The organism is gamma proteobacterium symbiont of Axiagastus rosmarus (genome assembly GCF_059730925.1).
Window position 1 is genome coordinate 2,319,775 of record NZ_AP035925.1, and the last position, 25,201, is coordinate 2,344,975.

At 58.2% G+C, this 25,201-nt stretch carries 20 protein-coding genes, 1 other RNA gene and 1 other annotated feature (1 of these 22 cut by a window edge); of the genes, 5 read left to right on the forward strand and 16 right to left on the reverse strand.

The window, feature by feature from the left end:
• Nucleotides 1–20 precede the first annotated feature (20 nt).
• From sufS to sufA, 5 genes are read right to left on the reverse strand one after another with little or no spacing between them, the layout of a single operon-like run.
• Nucleotides 21–1,244, reverse strand: coding sequence for a cysteine desulfurase SufS (sufS, locus tag AC6I8F_RS10810; protein ID WP_166710035.1), 1,224 nt, complete (start codon nt 1,242–1,244; stop codon nt 21–23).
• Nucleotides 1,241–2,518, reverse strand: coding sequence for a Fe-S cluster assembly protein SufD (gene sufD / locus AC6I8F_RS10815; RefSeq protein ID WP_021506230.1), 1,278 nt, complete (start codon nt 2,516–2,518; stop codon nt 1,241–1,243). Before sufD ends, sufS begins: the two co-directional genes overlap by 4 nt.
• The gene (gene sufC, locus AC6I8F_RS10820) at nt 2,493–3,239 is read right to left on the reverse strand and encodes a Fe-S cluster assembly ATPase SufC (RefSeq protein WP_021506231.1); all 747 of its coding nucleotides are present in this window, start codon (nt 3,237–3,239) and stop codon (nt 2,493–2,495) included. The genes sufD and sufC overlap by 26 nt, the downstream gene beginning before the upstream one ends.
• 39 nt (nt 3,240–3,278) lie before the next feature.
• On the reverse strand, nt 3,279–4,772 hold the full coding sequence (gene sufB / locus AC6I8F_RS10825; RefSeq protein WP_021506232.1) for a Fe-S cluster assembly protein SufB: 1,494 nt from the start codon (nt 4,770–4,772) through the stop codon (nt 3,279–3,281).
• A gap of 7 nt (nt 4,773–4,779) precedes the next feature.
• Nucleotides 4,780–5,154, reverse strand: coding sequence for a Fe-S cluster assembly scaffold SufA (sufA, locus tag AC6I8F_RS10830; protein WP_059012318.1), 375 nt, complete (start codon nt 5,152–5,154; stop codon nt 4,780–4,782).
• A gap of 390 nt (nt 5,155–5,544) precedes the next feature.
• Between sufA and AC6I8F_RS10835 the strand changes: the two genes are divergently transcribed.
• Nucleotides 5,545–5,949: a hypothetical protein gene (locus AC6I8F_RS10835; protein ID WP_021506233.1), complete on the forward strand. Its 405-nt coding sequence runs from the start codon at nt 5,545–5,547 to the stop codon at nt 5,947–5,949.
• A gap of 30 nt (nt 5,950–5,979) precedes the next feature.
• Here AC6I8F_RS10835 and ydiJ read toward each other — a convergent pair whose 3' ends face one another.
• Nucleotides 5,980–9,033 carry a D-2-hydroxyglutarate dehydrogenase YdiJ gene (gene ydiJ / locus AC6I8F_RS10840; protein ID WP_152391073.1) on the reverse strand — a complete coding sequence of 1,018 codons (3,054 nt, stop codon included), beginning with the start codon at nt 9,031–9,033 and terminating at the stop codon, nt 5,980–5,982.
• Nucleotides 9,034–9,237: 204 nt separating this feature from the next.
• Here ydiJ and ydiK point away from each other — a divergent pair, with 204 nt between their 5' ends.
• Both ydiK and rprA read left to right on the forward strand, forming a co-directional pair.
• On the forward strand, nt 9,238–10,350 hold the full coding sequence (gene ydiK, locus AC6I8F_RS10845) for an AI-2E family transporter YdiK (RefSeq protein ID WP_021506235.1): 1,113 nt from the start codon (nt 9,238–9,240) through the stop codon (nt 10,348–10,350).
• A 330-nt stretch (nt 10,351–10,680) separates the two neighbouring features.
• Nucleotides 10,681–10,788, forward strand: an RNA gene (rprA, locus tag AC6I8F_RS10850) — antisense sRNA RprA.
• 140 nt (nt 10,789–10,928) lie between these two features.
• On the opposite strand, the gene ppsA is transcribed toward rprA, so the two are convergent.
• On the reverse strand, nt 10,929–13,316 hold the full coding sequence (ppsA, locus tag AC6I8F_RS10855; protein WP_058757679.1) for a phosphoenolpyruvate synthase: 2,388 nt from the start codon (nt 13,314–13,316) through the stop codon (nt 10,929–10,931).
• 448 nt (nt 13,317–13,764) lie between these two features.
• On the opposite strand from ppsA, the gene ppsR reads away from it, so the two are divergent.
• Entirely contained in the window at nt 13,765–14,592 is an 828-nt protein-coding gene (ppsR, locus tag AC6I8F_RS10860; protein WP_021506237.1) for a posphoenolpyruvate synthetase regulatory kinase/phosphorylase PpsR, read from the forward strand.
• Between the two features lie 149 nt (nt 14,593–14,741).
• Nucleotides 14,742–15,788 carry a 3-deoxy-7-phosphoheptulonate synthase gene (locus AC6I8F_RS10865; RefSeq protein WP_021506238.1) on the forward strand — a complete coding sequence of 349 codons (1,047 nt, stop codon included), beginning with the start codon at nt 14,742–14,744 and terminating at the stop codon, nt 15,786–15,788.
• A gap of 6 nt (nt 15,789–15,794) precedes the next feature.
• Here AC6I8F_RS10865 and AC6I8F_RS10870 read toward each other — a convergent pair whose 3' ends face one another.
• The 9 genes from AC6I8F_RS10870 to pheS all read right to left on the reverse strand — a co-directional run bounded on the left by AC6I8F_RS10870 (nt 15,795) and on the right by pheS (nt 25,055).
• On the reverse strand, nt 15,795–17,234 hold the full coding sequence (locus AC6I8F_RS10870; protein WP_498028024.1) for a protein adenylyltransferase SelO: 1,440 nt from the start codon (nt 17,232–17,234) through the stop codon (nt 15,795–15,797).
• A gap of 97 nt (nt 17,235–17,331) precedes the next feature.
• Nucleotides 17,332–18,075: an EAL domain-containing protein gene (locus AC6I8F_RS10875; protein ID WP_058757677.1), complete on the reverse strand. Its 744-nt coding sequence runs from the start codon at nt 18,073–18,075 to the stop codon at nt 17,332–17,334.
• A gap of 316 nt (nt 18,076–18,391) precedes the next feature.
• On the reverse strand, nt 18,392–18,850 hold the full coding sequence (locus AC6I8F_RS10880) for an NlpC/P60 family protein (RefSeq protein WP_021506241.1): 459 nt from the start codon (nt 18,848–18,850) through the stop codon (nt 18,392–18,394).
• A gap of 64 nt (nt 18,851–18,914) precedes the next feature.
• Nucleotides 18,915–19,661, reverse strand: a complete 747-nt coding sequence (gene btuD / locus AC6I8F_RS10885; RefSeq protein WP_498028025.1) for a vitamin B12 ABC transporter ATP-binding protein BtuD — start codon at nt 19,659–19,661, stop codon at nt 18,915–18,917.
• The gene (locus AC6I8F_RS10890) at nt 19,661–20,206 is read right to left on the reverse strand and encodes a glutathione peroxidase (protein ID WP_021506243.1); all 546 of its coding nucleotides are present in this window, start codon (nt 20,204–20,206) and stop codon (nt 19,661–19,663) included. Before AC6I8F_RS10890 ends, btuD begins: the two co-directional genes overlap by 1 nt.
• A gap of 39 nt (nt 20,207–20,245) precedes the next feature.
• Entirely contained in the window at nt 20,246–21,229 is a 984-nt protein-coding gene (btuC, locus tag AC6I8F_RS10895) for a vitamin B12 ABC transporter permease BtuC (protein ID WP_021506244.1), read from the reverse strand.
• Nucleotides 21,230–21,362: 133 nt separating this feature from the next.
• A complete protein-coding gene (gene ihfA, locus AC6I8F_RS10900; RefSeq protein ID WP_021506246.1) occupies nt 21,363–21,665 on the reverse strand; it encodes an integration host factor subunit alpha in 303 nt (100 codons plus the stop codon).
• A 4-nt stretch (nt 21,666–21,669) separates the two neighbouring features.
• Nucleotides 21,670–24,057, reverse strand: coding sequence for a phenylalanine--tRNA ligase subunit beta (gene pheT, locus AC6I8F_RS10905; RefSeq protein WP_498028026.1), 2,388 nt, complete (start codon nt 24,055–24,057; stop codon nt 21,670–21,672).
• A 14-nt stretch (nt 24,058–24,071) separates the two neighbouring features.
• Nucleotides 24,072–25,055: a phenylalanine--tRNA ligase subunit alpha gene (gene pheS / locus AC6I8F_RS10910; RefSeq protein WP_150058241.1), complete on the reverse strand. Its 984-nt coding sequence runs from the start codon at nt 25,053–25,055 to the stop codon at nt 24,072–24,074.
• 71 nt (nt 25,056–25,126) lie between these two features.
• Nucleotides 25,127–25,201: a sequence feature (Phe leader region), on the reverse strand (it continues 51 nt past the right edge of the window).

Genomic DNA, 25,201 nt, shown 5'->3' on the forward strand with positions numbered 1-25,201 from the left:
GCATAACTCCTGAAATCTGCTCAACCGCCCAGCAGACGATGAATGCGCGTCAGGCCAGCCGCCAGGCGATCGGCTTCCTCTTCGCTATTGTAGAGCGCGAAAGAGGCGCGACACATCGCGGGCACCGCATAATGACGCATCAGCGGCATGGCACAGTGGTGGCCGGTGCGGATGGCAATGCCGTACTGGTCGAGGAAGCTGCCAACGTCAAACGCGTGGTGCTTACCGAGGTTAAACGCCACCACGCCGCTGCGCTCGGCCGGGCCGTAGATAACCAAGTCCGGCACCGACGCCAGCTTGTCCAGCGCGTAACGCATCAGCTGGCTCTCGCGCTGATGGATCGTCTCCAGACCGAGTTCGCTGATCCACGTCAGCGCCGCGCCGAGACCAATGATACCACCGGTGTTCGGCGTGCCGGCCTCAAAGCGCCATGGTGCGCCATTCCAGGTGGTGCCGGTGGGCAGCATGACCTGATCGATCATCGAACCGCCGCCTTCCCACGGTGGCATGATCTCCTGCAGCGCCTTACGCGCGTACAGCACGCCAATCCCGGTCGGCCCATAGATTTTATGGCCGGAGAACACGTAGAAATCGCAGCCGATATCCTGCACGTCAACGGGGTGGTGCATCACAGCCTGAGCGCCGTCTACCAGCGTCACCACGCCCGCGGCTTTCGCCTGCGCCACGATAGCTTTCACCGGGTTAACCGTGCCGAGCACGTTGGAAACGTGCGTCACAGCCAGCAGGCGCGTACGGCTGTCGATCAGCCCCGCCAGCTGTTCCAGCGCCAGCTCACCGTTGTCGTTGAGCGGCAGAACACGGATTTCCGCGCCGGTGCGCTGGGCCACCATCTGCCATGGCACGATGTTGGCGTGATGCTCCATCTCAGTGACGATCAGGTTATCGCCCGGCTGCAGCTGACTGCCGCCCCAGCTGTTGGCCACCAGATTGATGCCTTCGGTGGTACCTTTAACGAAGATGATCTCTTCGGCTGCCGCGGCACGCAGAAAACGCGCCGCCTGGGCGCGCACGTTTTCCATATCGCTGGTCGCCTGTGCGCTCAGAGAGTGAATACCACGGTGCACGGCCGCATAGCCGTGCTGATAGAAGTGACTTTCCGCGTTGATCACCGCGAGCGGGCGCTGTGCGCTGGCCGCGCTGTCAAGGTAGGCCAGCGGATGTCCGTTGACCTCACGACTCAGAATCGGAAACTCCGCTCTGACTCGTTCGAGATCGAAACTCATGACTCAACTCCCGGGAAACGGTCGGTAATACGTTGCAGTACCACCTGGCGCAGCGCGTCATCTTCCAGCGCTTCCGTCAGTTCAGCGGCGAAAGCATGGATGATCATCTGCTGCGCCGCGTCTTCGGCGATGCCGCGCGAGCGCAGATAGAACATCTGCTCGTCGTCGATGCGACCGATGGTCGCGCCATGGCTGCACTTGACGTCATCGGCGTAGATTTCCAGCTGCGGCTTGGTGTCCACTTCCGCCAGGCGACCGAGCAACAGGTTGTTGTTGGTCATCTGGCCATCAGTTTTCAGCGCGTGCTGTGCCACTTTGATGTGGCCGTTAAACACCGAGCGCCCTTTGTCACGCGAAATGGTTTTGTGCAGCTGGCGACTCAGGCAGTGGCCTTTGTTGTGCTCCAGATAGCTGCGCGTATCCGCCACTTCGCTGCCTACCGGCAGCACCAGGCTGTTCAGCGACAGCTGGGTGTTTTCACCGTTCAGCTGCACGCTGGTGTTATGACGCGACAAACCGGCACCCAGCAGGAAGCTGGTGCTGCTCACCTGCGCGTCACGGCCAATCACGATGTCGTTGTGCGCAAAGTGGTAGCTGCTGCTCTCTTCAAACGCCAGCTTGGTATGCTTCAGCTGCGCATTGTCGCCCACCGCAAAGGTAAAGCGCGCGCCGGTGAAGTGGGCGCTGCCATTCAGCGTCACGTAATGCTCGATCACCTGCGCTTCCGCGCCGGACTCCAGCTCCAGATGGTGACGGTGATGCACCGTGTTGAGCGCATCCGCCTGGCCGCTGGTAATGTGCAGCAGATAGAGCGGCTGCGCTGCAGCTTTGCCGCGCGGCAGACGAATCGAGGTCACCTCTTCCGCCAGACTTTCCGTCAGGTGCAGGAACACCTCCGGCTGTACTGCGGCCGGTAACGGACGTCGCTCAGCGGCACGGCTGTGCTGCACGTCAAACAGACCGGTGTCACGCGCGCTCAGCTCAGGCTGGAAGCGGCCGTCGACGAACACCAGGCAAATCGCGTCCAGCGGCAGCGCCAGCGCAGCCACCTGCTCAGCGCTCACGCCTGGCGCGTCCGCCTGCACGAACTGCTGTGCCAGCAGGCTGTCCAGCGCGGTGTATTTCCAGTTTTCATGCTTGCGCGTCGGCAGGCCGACACGCATCAGTTGCTGCCAGTGCTGTTGTGCCTGCAGCGAACGCTGTTCGCCGCGTGACTCAAACAGGTGATGCCACTGCTGCAGCGCATTATCACTCCTGGTCGGTAAGCCAGCCATAGCCTTGCTCCTCCAGCTGTTTCACCAGCGTAAAGTCGCCAGACTTCACGATTTTGCCCTGATACAGCACGTGCACGTGATCTGGCTTGATGTAATCCAGGATGCGCTGGTAGTGCGTTACGATGATGAATGAGCGCTTGCCGTCGCGCAGGCTGTTTACGCCTTCTGCAACAATTTTCAGCGCATCGATATCCAGACCGGAGTCGGTTTCATCGAGGATGCACAGCTCAGGCTCCAGCGCCGCCATCTGCAGGATGTCGTTACGCTTCTTCTCACCGCCGGAGAAGCCGACGTTGACGGAACGGGTCAGCAGATCTTCCGGCATCTTCAGCAGCTTGATCTTGTCTTCGATGAAGTCCTGGAAGTCGAAACGGTCCAGCTCTTCCTGCTCACGGTATTTACGCACCGCATTGACTGAGGTCTGCAGGAAAAACTGGTTGCTGACGCCCGGGATCTCGACCGGGTACTGAAACGCCATGAAGATGCCTTCACCGGCACGCTCTTCCGGCTCCAGCTCCAGCAGGTCTTTGCCTTTAAAGGTCACGGAACCGCCGGTGATTTCATAATCTTCACGACCGGCCAGCGTGGCAGACAGGGTGCTCTTGCCGGAACCGTTCGGGCCCATAATGGCATGCACTTCGCCCGGCTTAACTTCGAGGTTCAGACCGCGCAAAATCTCTTTGTCTTCAACGCTAACCTGTAAATCTTTAATGCTTAACATACTCTTTCCTTCACATTGCTTCCGGCAACGCGTGTGGCATCAGCCGACACTGTGCTCAAGGCTGATCGCTAACAGTTTTTGCGCTTCCACGGCGAATTCCAGTGGCAGCTCGGAGAAAACGTCTTTACAGAAGCCGTTGACGATCATCGAGATCGCATCTTCTTCGCTAATGCCGCGCTGCAGGCAGTAGAACATCTGATCTTCACCGATGCGCGACGTCGTGGCTTCGTGCTCAAGCTGCGCGCTGTTGTTGCGCGTTTCCACATACGGGAAGGTGTGCGCACCGCAGTCTGGCCCAATCAGCATCGAGTCACACTGGGTGAAGTTACGCGCGTTAGTCGCAGTCGGCATGATTTTCACCAGGCCGCGGTAGGTGTTCTGGCTCTTACCGGCCGAGATACCTTTCGAGATGATGGTCGATTTGGTGTTTTTACCAATGTGAATCATCTTGGTACCGGTATCGGCCTGCTGGCGACCGCTGGTCAGCGCGACGGAGTAGAATTCGCCCACTGAGTAATCACCGCGCAGGATGCAGCTCGGGTATTTCCAGGTGATGGCTGAGCCGGTCTCGGACTGCGTCCACGACATCTTACTGTGCTCGCCTTCACACAGCGCACGCTTGGTCACGAAGTTGAGGATACCGCCCTCGCCTTCTCCGCCCGGGAACCAGTTCTGCACCGTGGAGTATTTCACTTCGGCGTTTTTGTGGATGATCACTTCAACCACCGCTGCGTGCAGCTGGTAGGTGTCGCGTACCGGCGCTGAACAACCTTCGATGTAGCTGACGTAGCTGTCTTCATCAGCAATCAGAATGGTACGTTCGAACTGGCCGGTTTTCGCCGCGTTGATGCGGAAATAGGTCGACAGTTCCATCGGGCAACGCACGCCTTTCGGGATGTAGACGAAGGTACCGTCGGACGCCACCGCAGAGTTGAGCGCAGCAAAGAAGTTATCGTTGTGCGGCACCACGGTGCCAAGATACTTCTGTACCAGCTCCGGATGATCGTGGATCGCTTCACCGAAGGAGCAGAAAATAATGCCCTGCTCAGCCAGCTTGTCGCGATAAGTGGTCGACACGGACACCGAGTCGAAAATGGCGTCCACCGCCACTTCTCTGCCTTCACGCACCGGCACGCCCAGCTGGTTAAACGCGTCTTCCACTTCTTTGGTCAGGTAATCGCTGGAGGCGACGCTGCCGGACGTCTGGGTGGCACCCGGTTCAGAGGCACAGCTGTCATCGCAATTGCCGCAGGACGGCGCGGAATAGTAGCTGTAATCCTGATAATCGAGCTTGTCGTAGTGCGCTTTCAGCCAGTGTGGCTCTTCCATCTCCAGCCAGGCGCGAAACGCCTTAAGACGGAACTCCAGCATCCACTCGGGTTCGTTACGTTTGGCCGAAATGGCACGCACCACATCTTCATTGATGCCGTGTGCCAGTTCGTCGGTTTGCAGCTGGGTGAAGAAGCCTTCTTTGTAGTTCAGGCTGCCTTCCCAGGTTTGTACATCGTCAGATGCTTCGCTGTGTCGTGACATATTTCACTTACTCGACGCCAAAGCTTTCACCGCACCCGCAGGCGTGCTGAGCTTTAGGGTTGTTGAATTTAAAAATCTGGTTCAGGCCTTCGCGGACATAATCCAGCTCGGTACCGTCAACAAACGGCATCGCCTGAAGCGGCACAAACAGTTTTGCGCCATATTGCTCGAACTGCAGGTCGTCATCGGCAGGCGCTTTCACCAGATCCATAACGTACCCAAAACCGGCACAGCCGGACTGCTTCACACCCAGCTTCAGGCCCTTAACTTCCGGGTCCTGTTTCACCAGGCTGAGAATCTGTTTCGCTGCCGACTCGGTCAGCGTGAGCCCTTTCCAGACGAAATCGTCAGGTGAAAAAGACGCTGCATTTACTGATGACATAGTGCTACCTCGTAAGTCTGGGCCTTTTCAGGCTATCCCCCTATGGTAGTGATATCAGATATCACTTCAACCTCTTGTTTTGCAGGGATAATCATCTCGTGCTGTTTTTTGCTGCTGCTTTATTAAGCATAGTCCCTTCCCACCAGCTTGTGCGCGCCATTCCCGCGCGCGCCGTCAGAACGTAACCTGTTCATAAGCCGTAAATTTTCCAGTTCGCTTTTTACGTTTATGCTCTGATTGATAGGTTACGCCTTTGCTGAATGTAAAGAGATTGTTATTGCCGATTTTTGTAACAGGCAAAGGAAATCAATAAAATTTCACGGCGGGAATTGCATTCCTGGCGCGGTTTAATATGATAATGATTATCATTAACCTACTTTGGGTGGCGACATGACGCTTTCCGTCTCAGCCTGGTTACAACACAAAATCGACGAATATAAGTTTTCGGTCCGCGATATCACCGTCGACTTCTATCTGGCTCAGGCAAAGCTCAACCGCACCGATTGTTCCATTGAACAACTGCGTCGTTTTAACGATACCTGTCTCGACATGGCCGAAATCTGCCAGCTCAACGGCGACGATCACAGCTACCTGCACGCGATGGGCAAGCTGCACCACCGCTTAGTACAGGAGATGGGCAATGCCGATCGCGATCGCCTGTTCCGTATTCAGGCTTACCAGCTGGCGCGCCTGTCGCTGACCCGTTTGTGTCATCAACTGGCGCTCAGCGGCGACTGGGACCAGGCGACCCGCCTGCAAAGTGATTTCGTCCGCCACGCAGGCTGGATATTCTAATCCAGCTTTGTGACGGCTCCTACAATTTGTTTACATCAATTCCAGCAAAGCCTGTAGCGGATGGCGCATACCGTTGCCCTCGGCGCGTTTCACCTGGCTGCGGCAGGAGAAGCCGGTCGCCAGACAGCGCTGACGCGGCAGCTTCTGCAGTTGCGGATGCCACGACAGTTCATAAATGCCCAGCGAGTTGGCCAGGTTTTTACTCTCGTGACCATAAGTGCCGGCCATGCCACAGCAGCCCACGTTGATGTTCTCCAGCTTCGCGCCAAAACGGGCAAAAATAGCCTGCCACTGATTGGGCGTTGACGGCAGCGCCGTGACCTCAGTGCAGTGGGCAAACAGATACCAGGCTTCGCCGCTGGCGATCTGCACCTCGCGCCCGGCCAGCACGCCGTGCAGCCATTCATGCACCAGCTGCACACTGAACGCGCCGCGCTGCTCGCCCAGCACCTGCTGATATTCGTCGCGATAGCACAATACCGTGGCCGGATCGACACCGACCATTGGCACACCGAGCTGCGCCACCCGGTTGAGGAATTCGGCGGTTTTGCCGGCGGTGCGGGCAAAGCGCTGCAGAAAACCTTTCACGTGCTGCGCTTTCCCGTTAGGTGAGAACGGCAGCAGCACCGGCCGGTAGCCGAGTTTTTCAATCAGCCGGATGAAATCGGTCACCAGCTGCGCTTCGTAATAGCTGGTAAACGGATCCTGCACCACCAGCACGTGCTGTTCGCGCTGGGCCGCATCCATCGCTTCCAGCTGCTCAAGCGTAACCCGCATCGCCGGGTGGCCGCTCAGCTGCTGCTTGAGGCTCGGCGAGGAGAGCAGCGGCAGATCCACCATGCCGATGTGGCGCTGGCTGAGGTCGCGCATCCACGGCTGTTTCAGGAAGAAGTTGAACACCCGCGGTGCTTTCGCCATCAGCGGCGCATAGCTTTCAACCGACGCCACCAGATGGTCGCTGACCGGGCGCAGATAGCGGGTGTGATAAAGCTGCAGGAAGCGCGAGCGGAAGTTCGGCACATCGATTTTAATCGGGCACTGGGTCGAACAGGCTTTACACGCCAGGCAGCCGGACATCGCCTCTTTCACTTCATGCGAGAAGTCATATTCGCCCTGCTTCGCATGCCACGAATTGCGCGTGCGCTGAATCAGACTGCGCAGGCTGGCGCCCTGTGCTGGCAAGGCCTGCTCCAGCTTAAGCGGGTCAACGCCCTGCTCCGCCAGCAGGCGCAGCCACTCACGCGTTAGCGTGGCGCGTCCTTTTGGCGAATGGATACGGTTGCGGGTGATTTTCATCGACGGGCACATCGGGCTGCGCACGTCAAAGTTAAAGCACAGTCCGTTGCCGTTACACTCCATCGCGCCGCGCCAGTCATTGCGTACCGTCAGCGGAATCTGGCGATCCCAGCTGCCGCGCGTTGCCGCATCGACCTGCATCATGGGTTCGTCGTTACCCAGCGGCGTACAGATTTTGCCGGGGTTGAGACGGTTATCCGGATCGAACGCCGCTTTGATGCGGCGCAGCTCATTAAACAGCGTTTCGCCAAAGAACGCCGGACTGTACTGGGCGCGGAAGCCTTTGCCATGTTCGCCCCACAGCAGACCGCCGTAGCGCGCGGTAAGCGCCACCACTTCGTCCGAGATCTGCTTCATCAGCATCTCCTGCTGCGGATCGCACATGTCCAGCGCCGGACGCACGTGCAGCACGCCGGCATCCACGTGACCAAACATGCCGTAGCTCAGGCCGTGGCTGTCGAGCAGCGCACGAAAATCCACAATGTAATCCGCCAGATGCTCCGGCGGCACGGCGGTATCTTCCACGAACGGAATCGGTTTGGCGCGCCCTTTGGCGTTGCCAAGCAGACCCACCGCTTTTTTACGCATGTTATAGATGCGCTCAATGCCCGCCAGATCATCACACAGCTGATAGCCCATCACGCCGCCCTGCTGCTGCGCCATCAGCTCATCCAGCCGCGCGCACAGCGTCGTCACCTGCTGCGCAATCAGCGCCGCATCGTCGCCGGCAAACTCGACAATATTCAGGCCGAGCATCTCTTTACCTGGCACATCGGTGATCAGCTCGCTGACCGAATGCCAGACGATATCCTCGCGCGCCAGGTTAAGCACTTTCGAATCCACTGTCTCCACCGACAGGGCCTGCGCCTCGACCATAAAAGGCGCATTGCGCAGAGCGGAATCGAACGAATCGTACTTAATGTTCACCAGCCGGCGCACTTTGGGAATGGGTGTGATATCCAGCCGGGCTTCGGTGATAAAGGCCAGCGTGCCTTCGGCGCCGCATAACAGGCGCGTCAGGTCGAAAGTTTGCAAATCATCACTGAACACATGGCGCAGGTCATAACCGGTGAGAAAGCGGTTCAGTTTGGGGAATTTTGCCAGAATCAGTTCACGCTGCTCGCGGCAGCGGTTAAGCACTGCTTTATAGATGCGCCCTTCAGCGGTCGGCGTCGTGGCCAGCTGTTCCGCCAGCGCGGTGGGCATGGCGCGCGTATCAAGAATTTCGCCGCCCAGCAGCACGGCACGCAGGCCTTCAACATGATCGGAGGTTTTGCCATACACCAGCGAGCCCTGACCGGAGGCATCGGTATTGATCATGCCGCCCAGCGTGGCGCGGTTACTGGTCGACAGCTCCGGAGAGAAGAAAAAGCCGTACGGCCTGAGCCAGGCGTTAAGCTGGTCCTTCACCACGCCGGCTTCTACCCGCACCCAGCCCTGCTCGGTGTTGATCTCGAGGATACGGTTCATGTAGCGCGACATGTCGACCACAATGCCCTGATTGAGCGACTGCCCGTTAGTGCCGGTACCGCCGCCGCGCGGGGTAAACACCAGGCTGTTGAAACGCGGCTCACCAGCCAGTCGGGCGATCAGCGCCACGTCCGCCGTTGAGCGCGGAAACAGCGCCGCATCGGGCAGGAGCTGATAGATGCTGTTATCGGTGGAGAGCGTGAGGCGGTCGGCATAGCTGGTCGCGGTGTCGCCGGTAAAACCTTGTTCTTTCAGCGACTGCAGGAATGTCAGCACCAGTTGAACGAGGCCTGGCGCCTGAGAAATCTGTGGGATCATTATTTCGTGACCGGGATGTTGTAAACGTTTGCGTGGTTAATTTTTTTCAGCTCTTGGTTGTATCACATTTTTTTGCCGCCCGCTGTTTTTTCAGGAAAACGGCCGCGTCGCGCTGCTTTTTCTGTTTAATTTTCAGGAAATAGATCATCATTGTGAAGGCGCCGCGGAGCGCCCTCCTGAAGGATTACTGAGGTCTGTGTTGTGATGAAAAGCCTGCAACGCGGTGTGGATCTACCGCAAATGTTGTTCTCGCTGATGTTTATTTTGCTGATGATCATTGCCTGTCTGTGGGTGGTGCAGCCGTTCATTCTCGGCTTCGCCTGGGCCAGCATGGTGGTGATTGCCACCTGGCCGCTGATGATTCGTCTGCAGCAACTGCTGTGGGGTCGCCGTTCGCTGGCGGTGATTGCCATGACGATTCTGCTATTGCTGCTGTTTATTATTCCTATCGCGCTGCTGGTCAGCAGCCTGATTGATAACAGCGCGCCGGTCATCGCCTGGGCGACCCAGCGCCATCTGGTGCTGCCGGATCTCGCCTGGCTGCGCGATATTCCCTATGCCGGACGCAAACTCTATTCCAGCTACCATAAACTGATCGACGGCGGCGGCGCGGCGATCATGAGCCAGGTCCAGCCTTATATTGGCCGCACCACCGGCTTCTTTGTCGCCCAGGCCGGACACTTTGGCCGTTTCATGCTGCACCTTGCCCTGATGCTGCTGTTCAGCGTGCTGCTGTACTGGCGCGGTGAGCAGGTTGGTCTCGGCATCCGTCACTTTGCCTACCGCATGGGCGGACGGCGCGGTGACGCCGCCGTGCTGCTGGCCGGTCAGGCGATCCGCGCCGTGGCGCTCGGCGTGGTGGTGACCGCGCTGGTGCAGGGCGTGCTGGGCGGCATCGGCCTGGCGATTTCCGGCATTCCGTATGCCACGCTGCTGACCGTATTAATGATTCTTACCTGCCTGGTGCAGCTTGGACCGTTGATTGTGCTGGTGCCGGCAATTATCTGGCTCTACTGGAGCGGCGACACCACCTGGGGCACGGTGCTGTTAGTATGGAGCTGCGTGGTCGGCACGCTGGATAACGTGCTGCGTCCGATGCTGATTCGCATGGGCGCTGATTTACCGATGATTCTGATACTTTCCGGCGTCATCGGCGGGCTGATCGCCTTCGGTATGATTGGACTGTTTATCGGTCCGGTCGTACTGGCGGTCTCTTACCGGCTGGTTTCGGTGTGGATGCATGAAGCGCCGGCGCCGGATGACGATCCGGAAACGGCCATCGAAGCACTGGCCGAACACGAAGAGCCGCAGCCGTAACGCGCTTCCGACGCATAACCGGGCGCCCAGCCCGGTTTGCTTATCCGCTTTTCCCTCTCCGCACCCAACGCGATTTGCATTAGTCAGCCGTGGTTAACACTCATTAATCCGTACCACTTAATTTCGCGGCACAATAATTTTTTCCATTAGTGATTTTTAAGAAAAAACGCACTTTTCAGCGTTTAAGCCCGATCGCACCGATAAAATGATTATTTTTCGCACTGATTCCTGTGCCGGATGGGTGATAAAACGTAATGAAAGATTATCAGCTTTAAACTAATAAGAGGATTCTTAAAGACGCCAGCGGCGGCGGTGAATAACATGTTCACTATGTTTTAAATCAAGCCACTGATTTTTAAACAACCTTTTTCCCCTGAGTAAAGTGAAGAATTGCTGTGTGTAGTCTTTGCCCATCCCCTGTGATGGGCTTTTTTTTGCCTGCAATTCAGCGATAAACAGCGCGGCCCAGCGGCGAACGCCGTCAGCGCTGGGTTTATGGCAATCTTAGGTGATGAAAAGTGGGATGGGAGAACAGACGGGTGCCCGACGGTTGCCGGGCACCAGGCAGGTGTAACAGATTACGCTTTGGCCGCGTCCAGCTCAGCCAGGCTCAGCCAGGTTTCCACCACGGTATCCGGGTTGAGCGACAGGCTGTCGATGCCCTGCTCCATCAGCCAGGCAGCAAAGTCCTGATGATCGGAAGGCCCCTGGCCGCAGATACCGACGTATTTGCCCTGCTTCTTCGCCGCCTGAATCGACATCGACAGCAGCGCCTTCACCGCATCGTTGCGCTCATCAAACAGCGCCGACACCACGCCGGAGTCGCGATCCAGCCCCAGCGCCAGCTGCGTCATGTCGTTGGAGCCGATAGAGAAGCCGTCAAAGTGCTGCAGGAACTGCTCTGCCAGCAGCGCGTTGGACGGGATCTCGCACATCATGATCACCTTCAGTCCGTTCTCGCCGCGTTTCAGGCCCTGCTTCGCCAGCTCGGCTACCACGGCTTCGGCCTGATCGACGGTGCGTACAAACGGCACCATGATCTCAACGTTGGTCAGCCCCATGTCGTTGCGCACGCGCTTCACGGCTTCACACTCCAGCGCAAAGCAGTCGCGGAAGCTGTCCGCCACGTAGCGTCCGGCGCCGCGGAAGCCCAGCATCGGGTTTTCCTCTTCCGGCTCGTAACGCTCGCCGCCGACCAGGTTGGCATACTCGTTGGTTTTGAAATCCGACAACCGCACAATGACGCGCTTCGGCGCGAAGGCCGCGCCCAGCGTGGCGATCCCTTCGGTCAGGCGCGCGATGTAGAATTCCACCGGATCGTCAAAGCCTTTCATCATCTGACCAATCTGCGCCTGCAGTTCCGGCGTCTGCTGATCAAACTCCAGCAAGGCTTTCGGGTGCACGCCAATCATGCGGTTGATGATGAACTCCAGACGCGCCAGCCCAACGCCTTCATTTGGCAGGCAGGCAAAATCAAACGCGCGATCCGGGTTACCGACGTTCATCATAATTTTCAGCGGCAGATCCGGCATGGTATCAACCTGCGAGCTGGTAACTTCAAAGTCCAGCAGATCGTTATACACATAGCCGGTATCGCCTTCGGCGCATGACACCGTGACCTTATGACCGTCCTTCAGGTGCTCAGTGGCGTCACCACAGCCCACCACCGCCGGAATGCCCAGCTCGCGCGCAATGATTGCCGCGTGACAGGTCCGGCCGCCACGGTTGGTGACGATCGCCGACGCCTTCTTCATGATCGGCTCCCAGTCCGGGTCGGTCATGTCGGTGACCAGCACATCGCCTTTCTCGATGCGGTGCATCTCGCTAATGTCGTGAATCACCTTCACTTCACCCGCACCGATGCGATGGCCGATGGCCCGGCCTTCCACCAGCACGCTGCCTTTGCCCTGCAGGCTGTAGCGTTCCATCACCTGTCCGTTGGAACGCACCGTTTCCGGCCGCGCCTGCACGATGAACAGTTTGCCGGTGTGGCCATCTTTGGCCCATTCAATATCCATCGGACGCTTATAGTGCTGCTCAATCAGCACCGCCTGGCGCGCCAGCGCCTGCACTTCGTCATCGGTCAGGCTAAAGCGGTCTCGCTGTTCCTGTTCCACGTCCTCAATGCGCACCTGTTCGCCGTGCTCCTGCGAATCGGCATACACCATGCGGATCTTCTTCGAGCCCAGGGTACGGCGCACAATCGCCGGGCGATTAGCAGCCAGCGTCGGTTTGTGCACGTAAAACTCATCCGGGTTAACCGCGCCCTGCACCACCATTTCGCCAAGACCGAACGCCGAGGTGATGAACACCACCTGGTCGAAGCCGGATTCGGTATCAATGGTGAACATCACGCCGGAGGAGGCGAGATCGGAACGTACCATGCGCTGCACACCGGCTGAGAGCGCCACGCCACGGTGGTCGTAGCCCTGGTGCACGCGGTATGAAATGGCGCGATCGTTAAACAGCGAGGCGAATACGTGCTTCACGGCCACCAGCACCGCGTCGAAGCCCTGCACGTTAAGGAAAGTTTCCTGCTGGCCGGCAAACGAGGCATCGGGCATATCCTCGGCGGTGGCCGAAGAGCGCACCGCAAAGGAGGCTTCGGCGTCATCAGCAGAAAGTTGTTCATAGGCGCTGCGGATCGCCGCTTCCAGCTCTGGCTGGAAAGGCGTATCCACCACCCATTGACGAATCTGTTTGCCGGCCTGCGCCAGCGCTGCAACATCATCAATATCCGTGTTGTCCAGCAATGCATAAATACGCTGGTTCAGTCCGCTTTGGTCGAGAAACTGATTAAAAGCGTAAGATGTCGTCGCGTAGCCGTTTGGCACGGATACCCCGAGCGACGACAAATTGGTAATCATTTCTCCCAGGGAAGCATTCTTGCCCCCTACCCGATCAACATCATGCATGCCAAGCTGGTTGTACCAGAGCACTAGCGACTGTTGGTCTTGATTGGACATTGAGATTATCCTTTTAAATGATTGGAGCACATGGAACATTTTGCTATTCGCCAAATCAGCCTGGCACAATCAATTAATAAAGACTAAGTGTTGAATCGTTAAAGCAGAAAATCAGCGTTAAAATCGGATTACTCCCCGAAAAGCGCCTTGTTGCGCAACGCAGCTATTTTTTACCAACCTATTGGCAATGCGATATTTTTCACTTTTTCATGAGGTTAGCCGCGTTTTTTGTTGCGCAACGCTTGCCGTTTTTATTTTGCGCCCGCGCGGGCAAAAGCGAGAAATTAGCGCTGAATAACCTGGCATTTCATCTATGATGGGTAATCAGCGCAGCGTAAAAATAGATTATTCGCCGGCCAGATATGGATATTTCATTTTACCTTTAGTAAAAATGAAATATTTTAGGTGATAATGTTACGCAAAAGTAAACAAAAGCATGAGGTCAACCATGAGCACTGAACGCAGCGTATTCTATATCTCTGACGGCACCGCCATCACCGCGGAAGTGCTGGGCCACGCGGTGCTGTCACAGTTTCCGGTGAATACCAACAGCGTGACGCTGCCGTTCGTGGAGAATGTGCAGCGCGCCCAGGCGGTGAAAGCCCAGATTAATGCGCTCTACCAGCAGAGCGGCGTGCGCCCGCTGGTGTTTTTCTCGATTGTCACACCCGAGGTGCGCGACATCATTCTGGAGAGCGAAGGCTTCTGCCAGGACATCGTGCAGGCGCTGGTGGCACCGCTGCAGAGTGAACTGGGCGTGGCCTCGATGCCGGTGGCGCACCGCACCCACGGCCTGACCGCCAGTAACTTAGGCAAATACGATGCCCGTATCGCCGCGATTGATTACACCCTGGCGCACGATGACGGTATTTCGCTGCGCGGGCTGGAAGATGCGCAGGTGATTCTGCTGGGGGTATCGCGCTGCGGCAAAACCCCGACCAGCCTGTATCTGGCGATGCAGTTTGGCGTCCGCGCGGCTAACTATCCGTTCATCGCTGATGACATGGATAACCTAAAGCTGCCGCCTGCGCTGCGCGCCCATCAGCACAAGCTGTTTGGCCTGACCATCGATCCGGAACGGCTGGCGGCGATTCGTCAGGAGCGCGCTGAAAATACCCGCTATGCGTCGATGCGTCAGTGCCGGCTGGAGGTCGGTGAAGTGGAAGCGCTGTTCCGCACCCATCAGATTCGCTATCTCAACAGCACCAATTACTCTGTCGAAGAGATCGCCACCAAAATCCTCGACATCATGGGCCTGCGCCGCAGCATGTACTGACCTCACCTGCCAGGTTGTAAAGCCTGGCTGCCGTCAGTAATGAATAGCCTTTTGATTTAGCTGGTTGAATTCACGGGCTAATGGTTTATTGTGATCATCATCACTTCCCGGTATTTCACCGCTGCGAAGAACAGATTTTGAGAATCCCAATGAACAAAACTGATGAACTGCGCACCGCGCGCATCGGCACGCTGCTGACGCCGGCCGCGCTGGCGCAACAACACCCCATTTCGGCGGCGATTGCCGCTAACGTTACCGCCGCGCGTCAGCGCATCGCGCGCATCCTGACCGGTGAAGATCCACGCCTGCTGGTGATTATCGGCCCCTGCTCGCTGCACGATCCCAAGGCTGCGCTGGAGTACGCAGAGCGTCTCAATCTGCTGCGTGAACAGCACAAGGACCGGCTGGAAATTGTGATGCGCGCCTACTTTGAGAAGCCGCGCACCGTGGTGGGCTGGAAGGGTCTGATTTCCGATCCGGATCTCGATGGCAGCTTCGACGTCAACCGCGGCATCGCTATCGCGCGCCAGCTGCTGCTGGATATCAACGCCATCGGCATGCCAACCGCCACGGAATTTCTCGATATGGTGATCGGCCAGTTTATTGCCGACCTGATCAGCTGGGGCGCAATTGGCGCGCGCACCACCGAGAGCCAGATTCACCGTGAAATGGCCTCGGCGCTCTCCTGCCCGGTGGGCTTCAAGAATGGCACCGACGGCAACGTGCAGATCGCGGTTGATGCGATTCGCGCCGCGCGCGTCAGCCATATGTTCCTGTCACCTGACAAAACCGGGCAGATGACGATTTATCAGACCAGCGGCAACCCGCACGGTCACGTGATCCTGCGCGGCGGGCGTCAGCCGAACTACCACGCTGAAGATGTCGCCGCTGCGGCCGCCAACCTGCGCGACTTCAACCTGCCGGAACAGCTGGTGATCGACTTCAGCCACGGCAACTGCCTGAAGCAGCATCGCCGCCAGCGCGATGTGGCGCAGGACGTGGCGGCGCAGATCCGTGCCGGTTCGCGGGCAGTGGCGGGAGTGATGATTGAGAGTTTCCTGCAGGAGGGAAATCAGAAAGTGGTGAGCGGCCAGCCGCTGACCTACGGCCAGTCGATTACCGATCCGTGCCTCGGCTGGGATGACAGCGCGGAGGTGCTGGCGCTGCTGGCGGCTGCCGTGGACAGCCGCTTCTGATGCCTGCTAGCTGGAGCAGCTTACCTCCAGCGTTTTTCCCCACTCCGGCGGCCGCTGGCGCAGTTCCGGGCTGATAGCCGCCTCGTTAAACGGCTGCTGCAGCGCCAGATGTAATCTGGCCAGCGCCGCCGTTTCCCCCTGCTCAACCTCATCGATTACCTGCTGGGCCAGATAGTTGCGCAACACCAGCGCCGGGTTAGCCGCTTTCATGACTGCCTGACGCTGCGCATCGCTGACGCCATCCTGCAGCAGGCGCTGGCGATAGCCGTGATACCAGCGGTCGAAGGCGTCACGGTCGATAAACTCATCGCGCAGCGGTGAACGCGTCTCTGCCTGCTGCGTCTCGCTCAGCAGGCGGAACGTCAGGGTGTAATCGCTGTGCTCTGCCGTCATCAGCGCCAGCAGGTCAGTGAGGATGGCGTTATCCCCCGCATCGGCGGTCAGCAACCCGAGCTTCGCGCGCATTTTCTCGCCCCACACCCGCATCAGCTCGCTCTCGTAATGGCTAAGCGCCTGTTTCAACTGCTCAGTGCTCAGCAAGCCGGACAGCGCGTGCGCCAGGCGGTTAAGATTCCACAAGCCGATCATCGGCTGGTTGCTGAAGGCGTAGCGCCCCTGATAATCGCTGTGATTACAGATGAAATCCGCATCGTAGTCATCAAGGAAACCGTAAGGCCCGTAATCGAGCGTCAGGCCGAGGATCGACATATTATCGGTGTTCATCACGCCATGCGCGAAGCCGACGCTCTGCCACTGGGCAATCAGGCTGGCGGTGCGTTTGACGATATCGGTAAACCACAACAGGTAGCGATCGGCCTCCTGCTCCAGCTGCGGCCAGTGATGATGAATCGCGTAGTCCGCCAGCTGGCGCACTTTCTCCGGCTCGCCGCCGTAATAGAAATGCTCGAAGTGACCAAAGCGCAGATGGCTGTCGGCGATGCGCATCAGCATCGCGCCGCGCTCGCGGGTTTCACGCTGGACCGGTTCGTCGCCAATGGCCAGCGCCAGCGCGCGCGTGGTCGGGATGCCAAGATGGTGCAGTGCTTCCGAGGCGAGAAACTCGCGCACGCTGGAGCGGATCACCGCGCGGCCATCGCCCATGCGTGAATAGGGGGTAAGCCCCGCGCCTTTCAGATGCCAGTCAAGTTTGCGGCCGTCGGCCAGTTGCTGTTCGCCAAGCAGCAGACCGCGGCCGTCGCCCAGCTGACCGGCCCACATGCCAAACTGGTGCCCGCTGTAGACCTGCGCCAGCGGCGACATGCCGGGAAGCAACGCTGCGCCATACCACACGCCGTGGCCCTGGCCAGCAAACAGCGCGGCATCCAGGCCCATCTCCTGCGCCAGCGCGGCATTGTGATAACACAACCGCCCGCCGGCAAGCGGCGTTGGGTCCAGCGCGGTGTAGAATCCCGGCAACGTCTGCTGCCAGCTATTAATAAATTGCATCGACACTCCGGAAGGTGCGCAACGGTGCGCCACCCGCATTGCGTTTAAAGATAAAGCGTAGTCTACCGTCGGAGTGACGGAGAAGACAGATGAAAGGTTACTGCTGTGAAGGCGTGGTGAGCGTGACGTGCGGATAGATGAGATCGCTTAACCGTTCCGCTTTAACCACCGGGAACAGACTGCCCTGCAGCTGCGCGCCGCTCAGGGAACTGACTTTCTCCAGCAGGGCATTATCGTCAACGCCACAAATAATTATTTGCGGGGCGTAAGCGGAAAAATTATCGATAACAGTCTGAATAAATGGCGTAAATGAGGCACGTTTCGCCAGCGCCTGAATAAACGCTTTGTCCATTTTTAACACGCTAAACAGATTTTCGTATACTGCCGTAGCCGGTGCTTTTCCTGCCCCAAATTGAGAAAGCGATAAGCGAAATTCCTGTTGCAGGCGTGCTAACAGCGGCTGCTTTTTGCCAGCCGATAATTGCGGAAACGTTTCACTGATATCCAAAACAATAAAGGGAAGTTGTTTAAATTTCCTTAAGAGAAACTCACTGGCCAATAGCGTCGTGGCCATAGATTCATCAATACGAACCAGCGCGATAATTTGATGTAACTCAAAAAAGTCACGGTACTTTTCCAGCAGCACTAACTGGCTCTGCAGCAAACGTAATTGCTGGGCATCGTCAAGCTGCGGCAACAGCAAGTCCTGCGGCAGCGTAATCGGCGCACTGTCGTGAACAAACTGGGTGACCAGCTCAACCGCAGTCAGCTGGCCCGCCAGAGAATAGGCAGGATAAAACCAGGTTTCCGACTGATAGTCGGCAGATAAATGGACTTTCATTTTTTACAGCCAGATGCAGTGGCAATTGGCGCATCGTATATCAATGAAAACGGTCAGGCAATAGGACCAAACGTTAGAAGAGACGCCGTTTTCTGTCTAATTACCGACTTTTCTGCATCAAATAATACTTAAGCCAAATGATCCAGGTTAATGTCCATACTGATTAAATTCACTGACGTCTATTTTTAGTCGCAAACCCGATTGCGGTAAAGTGCCATTTTAAATGAGAGTTATATCTGGCGGAAAAAAAACAAATAAATCGGATCAAAACCCACCTGTTTATTACGCCTTTTTTAACACTAATGGGTTAAGCGGATTAGATGCGACGCGCCTGCCAGAATACTTTGCGCCAGTAAACATTATCCAGCGAGGAGCGGATCACGCCCTGGCTGGTGGAAGCGTGAATGAAGGTATTGTCGGTGTCATAGATGCCTACGTGCAGGCCATTTTCGCCGCTGCCGGTTTTGAAAAATACCAGGTCGCCGGGCAGCAGATCGCTTTTATCGATGCGCGTGCCGATATCAGTCTGATCAATCGTTGAGCGCGGCAGCTGCAGGTCAAAACGGTCACGAAAGGTCAGGTAGACAAAGCCAGAGCAATCCACGCCACCGCGGCTTAACCCGCCATAGCGATAAGGTGTACCGCGCCAGCGGCTGAGCTGATCGTTAAGTTGCGCAATCACGGTGATGGAGTCAGACAGACGGCCATTGGGCGGCGGCGCATGATGGCTACAGCCCGCCAGCAGCAACACGAGGAGAAACAGGGTCAGCCGCATCAGAATAGTCCTTAAAAACGTCGTCCGGCTGACACTGTAGCGACAAAGCGGCGCGGCGCGCAAGTCAGGGAAGATAAAGCAGCGGCCCCTGTGGCGTCTCCAGCTGCACGAATTCGGCCTGATAAAGCGGTGCCAGCCGCTCGGCGGTCAGCACCTCGCGCGCACCGCCCTGACTGACTACGCGGCCCTGATGCATCAGCCAGACACGATCGGCATGGCGCAGACTGTGGTTGAGATCGTGTCCGCTGGCGACAATGCCGATGCCGGCCTCGCTGAGCTGCAACAGCAGCTTATCCACCGCGCGCTGCTGTGCGATGTCGAGCGCGGTGAGCGGCTCATCCAGAATCAGTAACGCACCGCGCGGATTAATTGCCGGATGGATCTGCAGCACCACCGCTGCCAGGCGCACCCGCTGCCACTCACCGCCGGAGAGCTGCGCCAGCGGACGCGTCAGCTTATCCTGCAAGCCAAGCTGCAGCAGCAGGTCAGTGAGCGTCGCCTGCGCGTTGATGCCGCCTGGCGGGCTGTGCAGTCGCAGATAGTGCCACACCGGCAGCGCCGCAGGCGCCGGCTGCTGCTGGGGGAGCCAGGCGCGCTGCTGCGCCAGTGCGGCACCCGACCAGCTACGCAGCGGCTGGCCGGCCAGCGTCAACTGCCCTTCGGCGTCGAGCAGGCCAGCGAGCGCGGTCAGCAGCGTGCTCTTGCCGGCGCCGTTAGGGCCGACCACGTGCACGCGCTCACCGCGGCAGAGCGTCAGCTCCCCCGTGTTCAGCCGTCCGGGCACGCGCAGGTCGTGGCACTGCAGCAGCATTACGCCGCCAGCGCCTGCTCAATGCGCTTCAGAATGATCGGATCGTCCGGCGTCATGTCCGGCGAGAAGCGCGCAATCACCTCACCCTGTTTGTTGATGAGGAATTTTTCGAAATTCCACAGGATATCGCCCGGCGCTTTCGGCGCGCGGCCTTTGCTCTCCATGCGCTCAAGGAAACCGCTGCCTGCCGGGCGTTCGGCTTCCGGCTGCGCGGCGACCAGCTGACGGTACAGCGGATGACGCTGCTCGCCGTTAACGTCCGTTTTGTCGAACAGCGGGAAGGTTACGCCGTACGTGGTGCTGCAGAAGGTTTTGATCTCTTCGTTGCTGCCCGGTTCCTGCTCAAGAAACTGATTGCAGGGGAAGCCCAGCACGCTGAAATCTTTGTCCTGCCAGGCCTTCTGCAGCGACTCCAGCTGTTCATACTGCGGCGTCAGGCCGCATTTTGATGCTACGTTGACCACCAGCAGCACCTTGCCCTGATACTGTGCCAGCGTGGTTTTTTCACCGTCCAGCGTAACCAGTTCTGTCTGATAAAGGCTCATCGTCGATTCCCGTTGTTGATTGCACTGTGCCAGCCGCAGCTAGCGCGAAGACTTTACTAATAACATGATAAACAGCGGCGCGCCGAGCGTGGCAGTGACCACCCCAATCGGCAGCTCGGCCGAGGTCAGCACCAGCCGTGCCAGAATGTCCGCCGCCAGCAGTACCGCCGCGCCCGCCAGCGCCGCGGCCGGCAGCAGGTAGCGATGATCGCTCAGGCCGCTGAGGCGCAGCAGATGGGGGATAACCAGTCCGACAAATCCAATCGCACCGGCCATCGCCACGCTGACGCCCACCAGCCAGCCCATCGCCAGCACCAGCAGATTGCGCCACAGCAGCAGTGGCAGGCCGAGCTGCCGCGCCGACACCTCCCCCAGCGCCAGCAGATTAAGCGTCCGGGCGCTGGCCAGCAGCGCCAGCGTCACCGGCAGCAGCGCCAGCATCATCCAGCCGTAGCGCCAGTCGATACCGCTAAAGCCGCCCATCATCCAGTACATCAGCTGGCGCAGATCGAGGCTGGTGCTAAAGTACACCGCCCACGTCATGATGGCGCTACAGATAATGCCGAGCGCCACGCCGGTCAGCAGCAGACGGCTGGCCGACAGCTGACGATGGGCAAAATGCAGCAGGATTAGCGTGATCAGCAGCGCGCCCGCCATCGCTGCCAGCGCCAGGCTCCACAGTGCGCCGTTACCCAGCAGCACTGCCAGCACCAGGCCAATGCCGGCACCGTTCGATACGCCCAGCAGCCCGGGCTCCGCCAGCGGATTGTTGAACAGCGCCTGCATCACCACGCCGCAGACTGCCAGCGCCGCGCCCACCAGCAGCACCGCCAGAGTGCGCGGCAGGCGCAGCTGCCAGACGAACAGATCGCCGCTGGCAGAAAACCATTGCAGCGGAGAAATCCAGCTGTCGCCCGTGCACAGACTGAGCACCAGCAGCAGCAGCACTGCGGCAGTAAGCGCGCCGAGCCAGCGCCGGCTGCGACGGTCGGCCTGTTGGGCCAGCTGATCCAGCAGAGTCATAAGTAAGATTGGCAGAGAAAACAGAGATTTGATTGTAGAGAGATTACGCTAAAAAGAAAGCCGCGCCTGCAGCGTGCTGCCGGGATTGCGCGCATAAAAAAGGCCGCTGAGCGGCCTTTTTGTCATACTGAAATCAGTCAGCATCCTTGGGTGACGCGTTCTCCACGCGACTTTTCAACTTCTGCCCCGGACGGAATGTCACCACGCGGCGGGCGGTGATTGGAATATCTTCCCCCGTCTTCGGGTTACGGCCCGGACGCTGGTTTTTGTCACGCAGATCAAAATTACCAAATCCGGACAGTTTTACCTGTTCTCCGTTTTCCAACGCGCGGCGAACTTCTTCGAAAAAAAGCTCTACCAACTCTTTGGCATCGCGTTTGCTCAACCCGAGTTTTTCAAACAGGTACTCTGACATTTCAGCTTTTGTAAGCGCCATAGGTTCAATCCCTCAAGGTTGCCTGGAATCGCTCTTTTAATGCTGCAACGCATTTGGCAACGGTCGCAGCAATCTCCTCTTCTTCGAGTGTCCGGCTGGTATCCTGCAAAATCAGGCTAATCGCGAGGCTCTTTTCACCCTCGTTTACGCCCTTACCACGGTACACGTCAAACAAGTTTACGCCAACTACCTGATTTACGCCAACTTTCTTACACTCCGCGATGATATCTGCTGCGGGCACATTTTCAGCCACTACCACAGCGATGTCACGGCGGTTTGCCGGGAAGCGTGAGATCTCGCGCGCGTCAGGCAGGACGCGGTCTGCGACCTTATTCCAAAGCAGTTCAAACACTAAGGTGCGGCCGTTAAGATCCAGCTTACGTTCCAGCTCCGGATGAACCACCCCGATAAATCCGATTCGTTCGCCGGCTAAATAAATGCCTGCACTCTGTCCCGGATGCAGCGCCGGATTGGCTTCTGCACGGAACGAAATCGCGTCGAGTTTACCGGTCAAATCCAGCAGCGACTCTAAATCGCCTTTCAAATCATAGAAGTCAACCGTCTGGCGCGCCAGATCCCAGTGCTCTTCGTAGCGGTTACCGCTCAGCACGCCCGCCAGCATAAGATCCTGACGGATGCCGAGATCGGCCTGCGTATCAGGCACAAAGCGTAAACCGCTCTCAAACAGGCGCACGCGGCTCTGCTGACGGTTCTGGTTATACACCACGGCGCCGAGCAGACCGGTCCACAGCGACAGGCGCATCGCCGACATATCGCTGGAAATCGGGCTGGGCAGAATCAGCGCTTCTTCGCCCGGATGCAGCAGTTGCTGCACTTTCGGATCGACAAAGCTGTAGGTAATCGCTTCCTGATAGCCTTTATCCACCAGCAGGTTTTTGGCACGCTTCAGCGACAGATCGGCTTCACGGTGCTGGGTCATCAGCAGGCTGGCTTTCACCGGCACATCCGGAATGTTGTTGTAGCCGTATACGCGCGCCACTTCTTCGACCAGGTCTTCTTCGATAGCCATATCGAAGCGCCAGCTCGGGGCGACGGCCTGCCATTCGCCGTTGCCGACGGTGACGTCACAGCCGAGACGGGTCAGGATATCGGTCACCTGCTCATCCGCAATGACGTGGCCAATCAGGCGGTCCAGCTTCTCACGGCGCAGCGTAATGGTGGCGCGAGCCGGCAGTTTGCTGGCATCGGTCTGATCGATAACCGGGCCGGCTTCGCCGCCGCAAATCGCCAGCAGCAGCTGAGTGGCGCGCTCCAGCGCCTTATGCTGCAGCGCCGGATCGACACCGCGCTCGTAGCGGTGGGAAGCATCGGTATGCAGGCCATGACGACGCGCACGACCAGTGATCGCCAGCGGATCGAAAAACGCGCACTCAAACAGCACGTTCTGCGTCGCTTCGTTGACGCCGGAGAGCTCACCGCCGAAGATGCCACCCATCGCCAGCGCTTTGTGGTGATCAGCAATCACCAGCGTATCGCTGTGGAGGGTCGCTTCGCTGCCGTCCAGCAGCGTCAGGGTTTCCCCCTCTTTCGCCATGCGCACCACGATACCGCCGTCAATGCGGTCGAGATCGAAGGCGTGCATCGGCTGGCCGAGCTCCAGCAGCACGTAGTTAGTGATATCCACCACCGGATCGATCGAGCGGATACCGCAGCGGCGCAGTTTTTCGCGCATCCACAGCGGCGTTTCAGCTTTCACGTTTACGCCTTTTACCACGCGGCCCAGGTAGCGCGGGCAGGCATCGGTGGCGTCAACGCGAATCAGGAAGGTGTCGCTAATGGTGGCTTTAACCGGCTCGATGACCGGCGCCTGCAGCGGCAGGCCATTGATCACCGCCACGTCACGCGCGATACCGATGATACCCAGGCAGTCGGCACGGTTTGGCGTCACGCTGATTTCGATGGTGTTGTCATCCAGCTGCAGGTACTGGCGAATATCAGTGCCCACCGGCGCATCGGCTGGCAGCTCGATAATACCGTTGTGATCGTCAGAAATACCCAGCTCGGAGAATGAGCACAGCATGCCTTCTGACGGCTCACCGCGCAGTTTTGCCGCTTTGATTTTGAAATCGCCCGGCAGCACGGCACCAACGGTCGCCACCGCCACTTTCAGGCCCTGACGGCAGTTTGGCGCGCCGCAGACGATATCCAGCAGGCGATCGCCACCCACGTTGATTTTGGTGACGCGCAGTTTGTCGGCGTTCGGGTGCTGGCCGCACTCCACCACTTCACCCACTACGACGCCATGAAACGCGCCTGCCACCGGGTCGACGCCGTCGACTTCCAGACCGGCCATGGTGATTTGCTCAGACAGCGCGGCGCTGTCCAGGGCTGGATTTACCCATTCGCGTAACCAGAGTTCACTGAATTTCATTGGATAACCTGCCCTTATTTAAATTGTTTGAGGAAACGTAAATCGTTTTCGAAGAAGGCGCGCAGATCGGTCACACCGTAGCGCAGCATGGTCAGACGCTCCATGCCCATACCGAAGGCGAAGCCGGAGTAGATTTCCGGATCGATGCCCACGTTGCGCAGTACGTTCGGATGCACCATGCCGCATCCCAGCACTTCCAGCCATTTGCCGTTTTTACCCATCACGTCCACTTCCGCTGACGGTTCGGTGAACGGGAAATAAGACGGGCGGAAACGAATCTGCAGGTTCTCTTCGAAGAAGTTGTTCAGGAAGTCATGCAGCGTGCCTTTCAGATTGGTGAAGCTGATGTCTTTATCGACAATCAGACCTTCCATCTGATGGAACATCGGGGTGTGCGTCTGATCGTAATCGTTACGGTAAACGCGGCCCGGCGCGATGATACGAATCGGCGGCTGCTGATTTTTCATGGTGCGGATCTGCACGCCGGAGGTCTGGGTGCGCAGCAGGCGCGTGGCATCGAACCAGAAGGTGTCGTGATCGGCGCGCGCCGGGTGATGCCCCGGAATATTCAGCGCATCAAAGTTGTGATAATCGTCTTCAATTTCCGGACCGGTCGCCACCGCGAAACCCAACTCGCCGAAAAAGGTTTCGATACGATCGATGGTGCGGGTCACCGGATGCAGACCGCCATTCTCAGTACGGCGTCCCGGCAGCGACACGTCGATAGTCTCAGCCGCCAGGCGGGCATTCAGCGCCGCGCTTTCCAGCGTATCTTTACGCGCGTTGAGACGGTCCTGTACCTGCTGTTTGGCGTCGTTGATGACCGCACCGGCCGCCGGACGCTCTTCCGCCGGCAGTTCACGCAGGGTGGTCATTTGCAGCGTCAGGTGCCCTTTTTTACCCAGAAATTCGACGCGCACGGCGTCCAGGGCGGCGATATCCGACGCCTCGTCGATGGCGGCCGTGGCACGGGCCACCAGGTCTGCGAGTTGGGACATGATTTCCTCTTCTTCCAGCCGGGCTGGTCAGTTCTCGTTGGGATCGTGCGATCCGATTAAGTGTCGCCGGAAACAAAAAAGCCTCCACGAGGGAGGCTTTCAGCGCGATTTTTCGTTTCTTTTCTTATGCGCAAAAGCCCCTGACG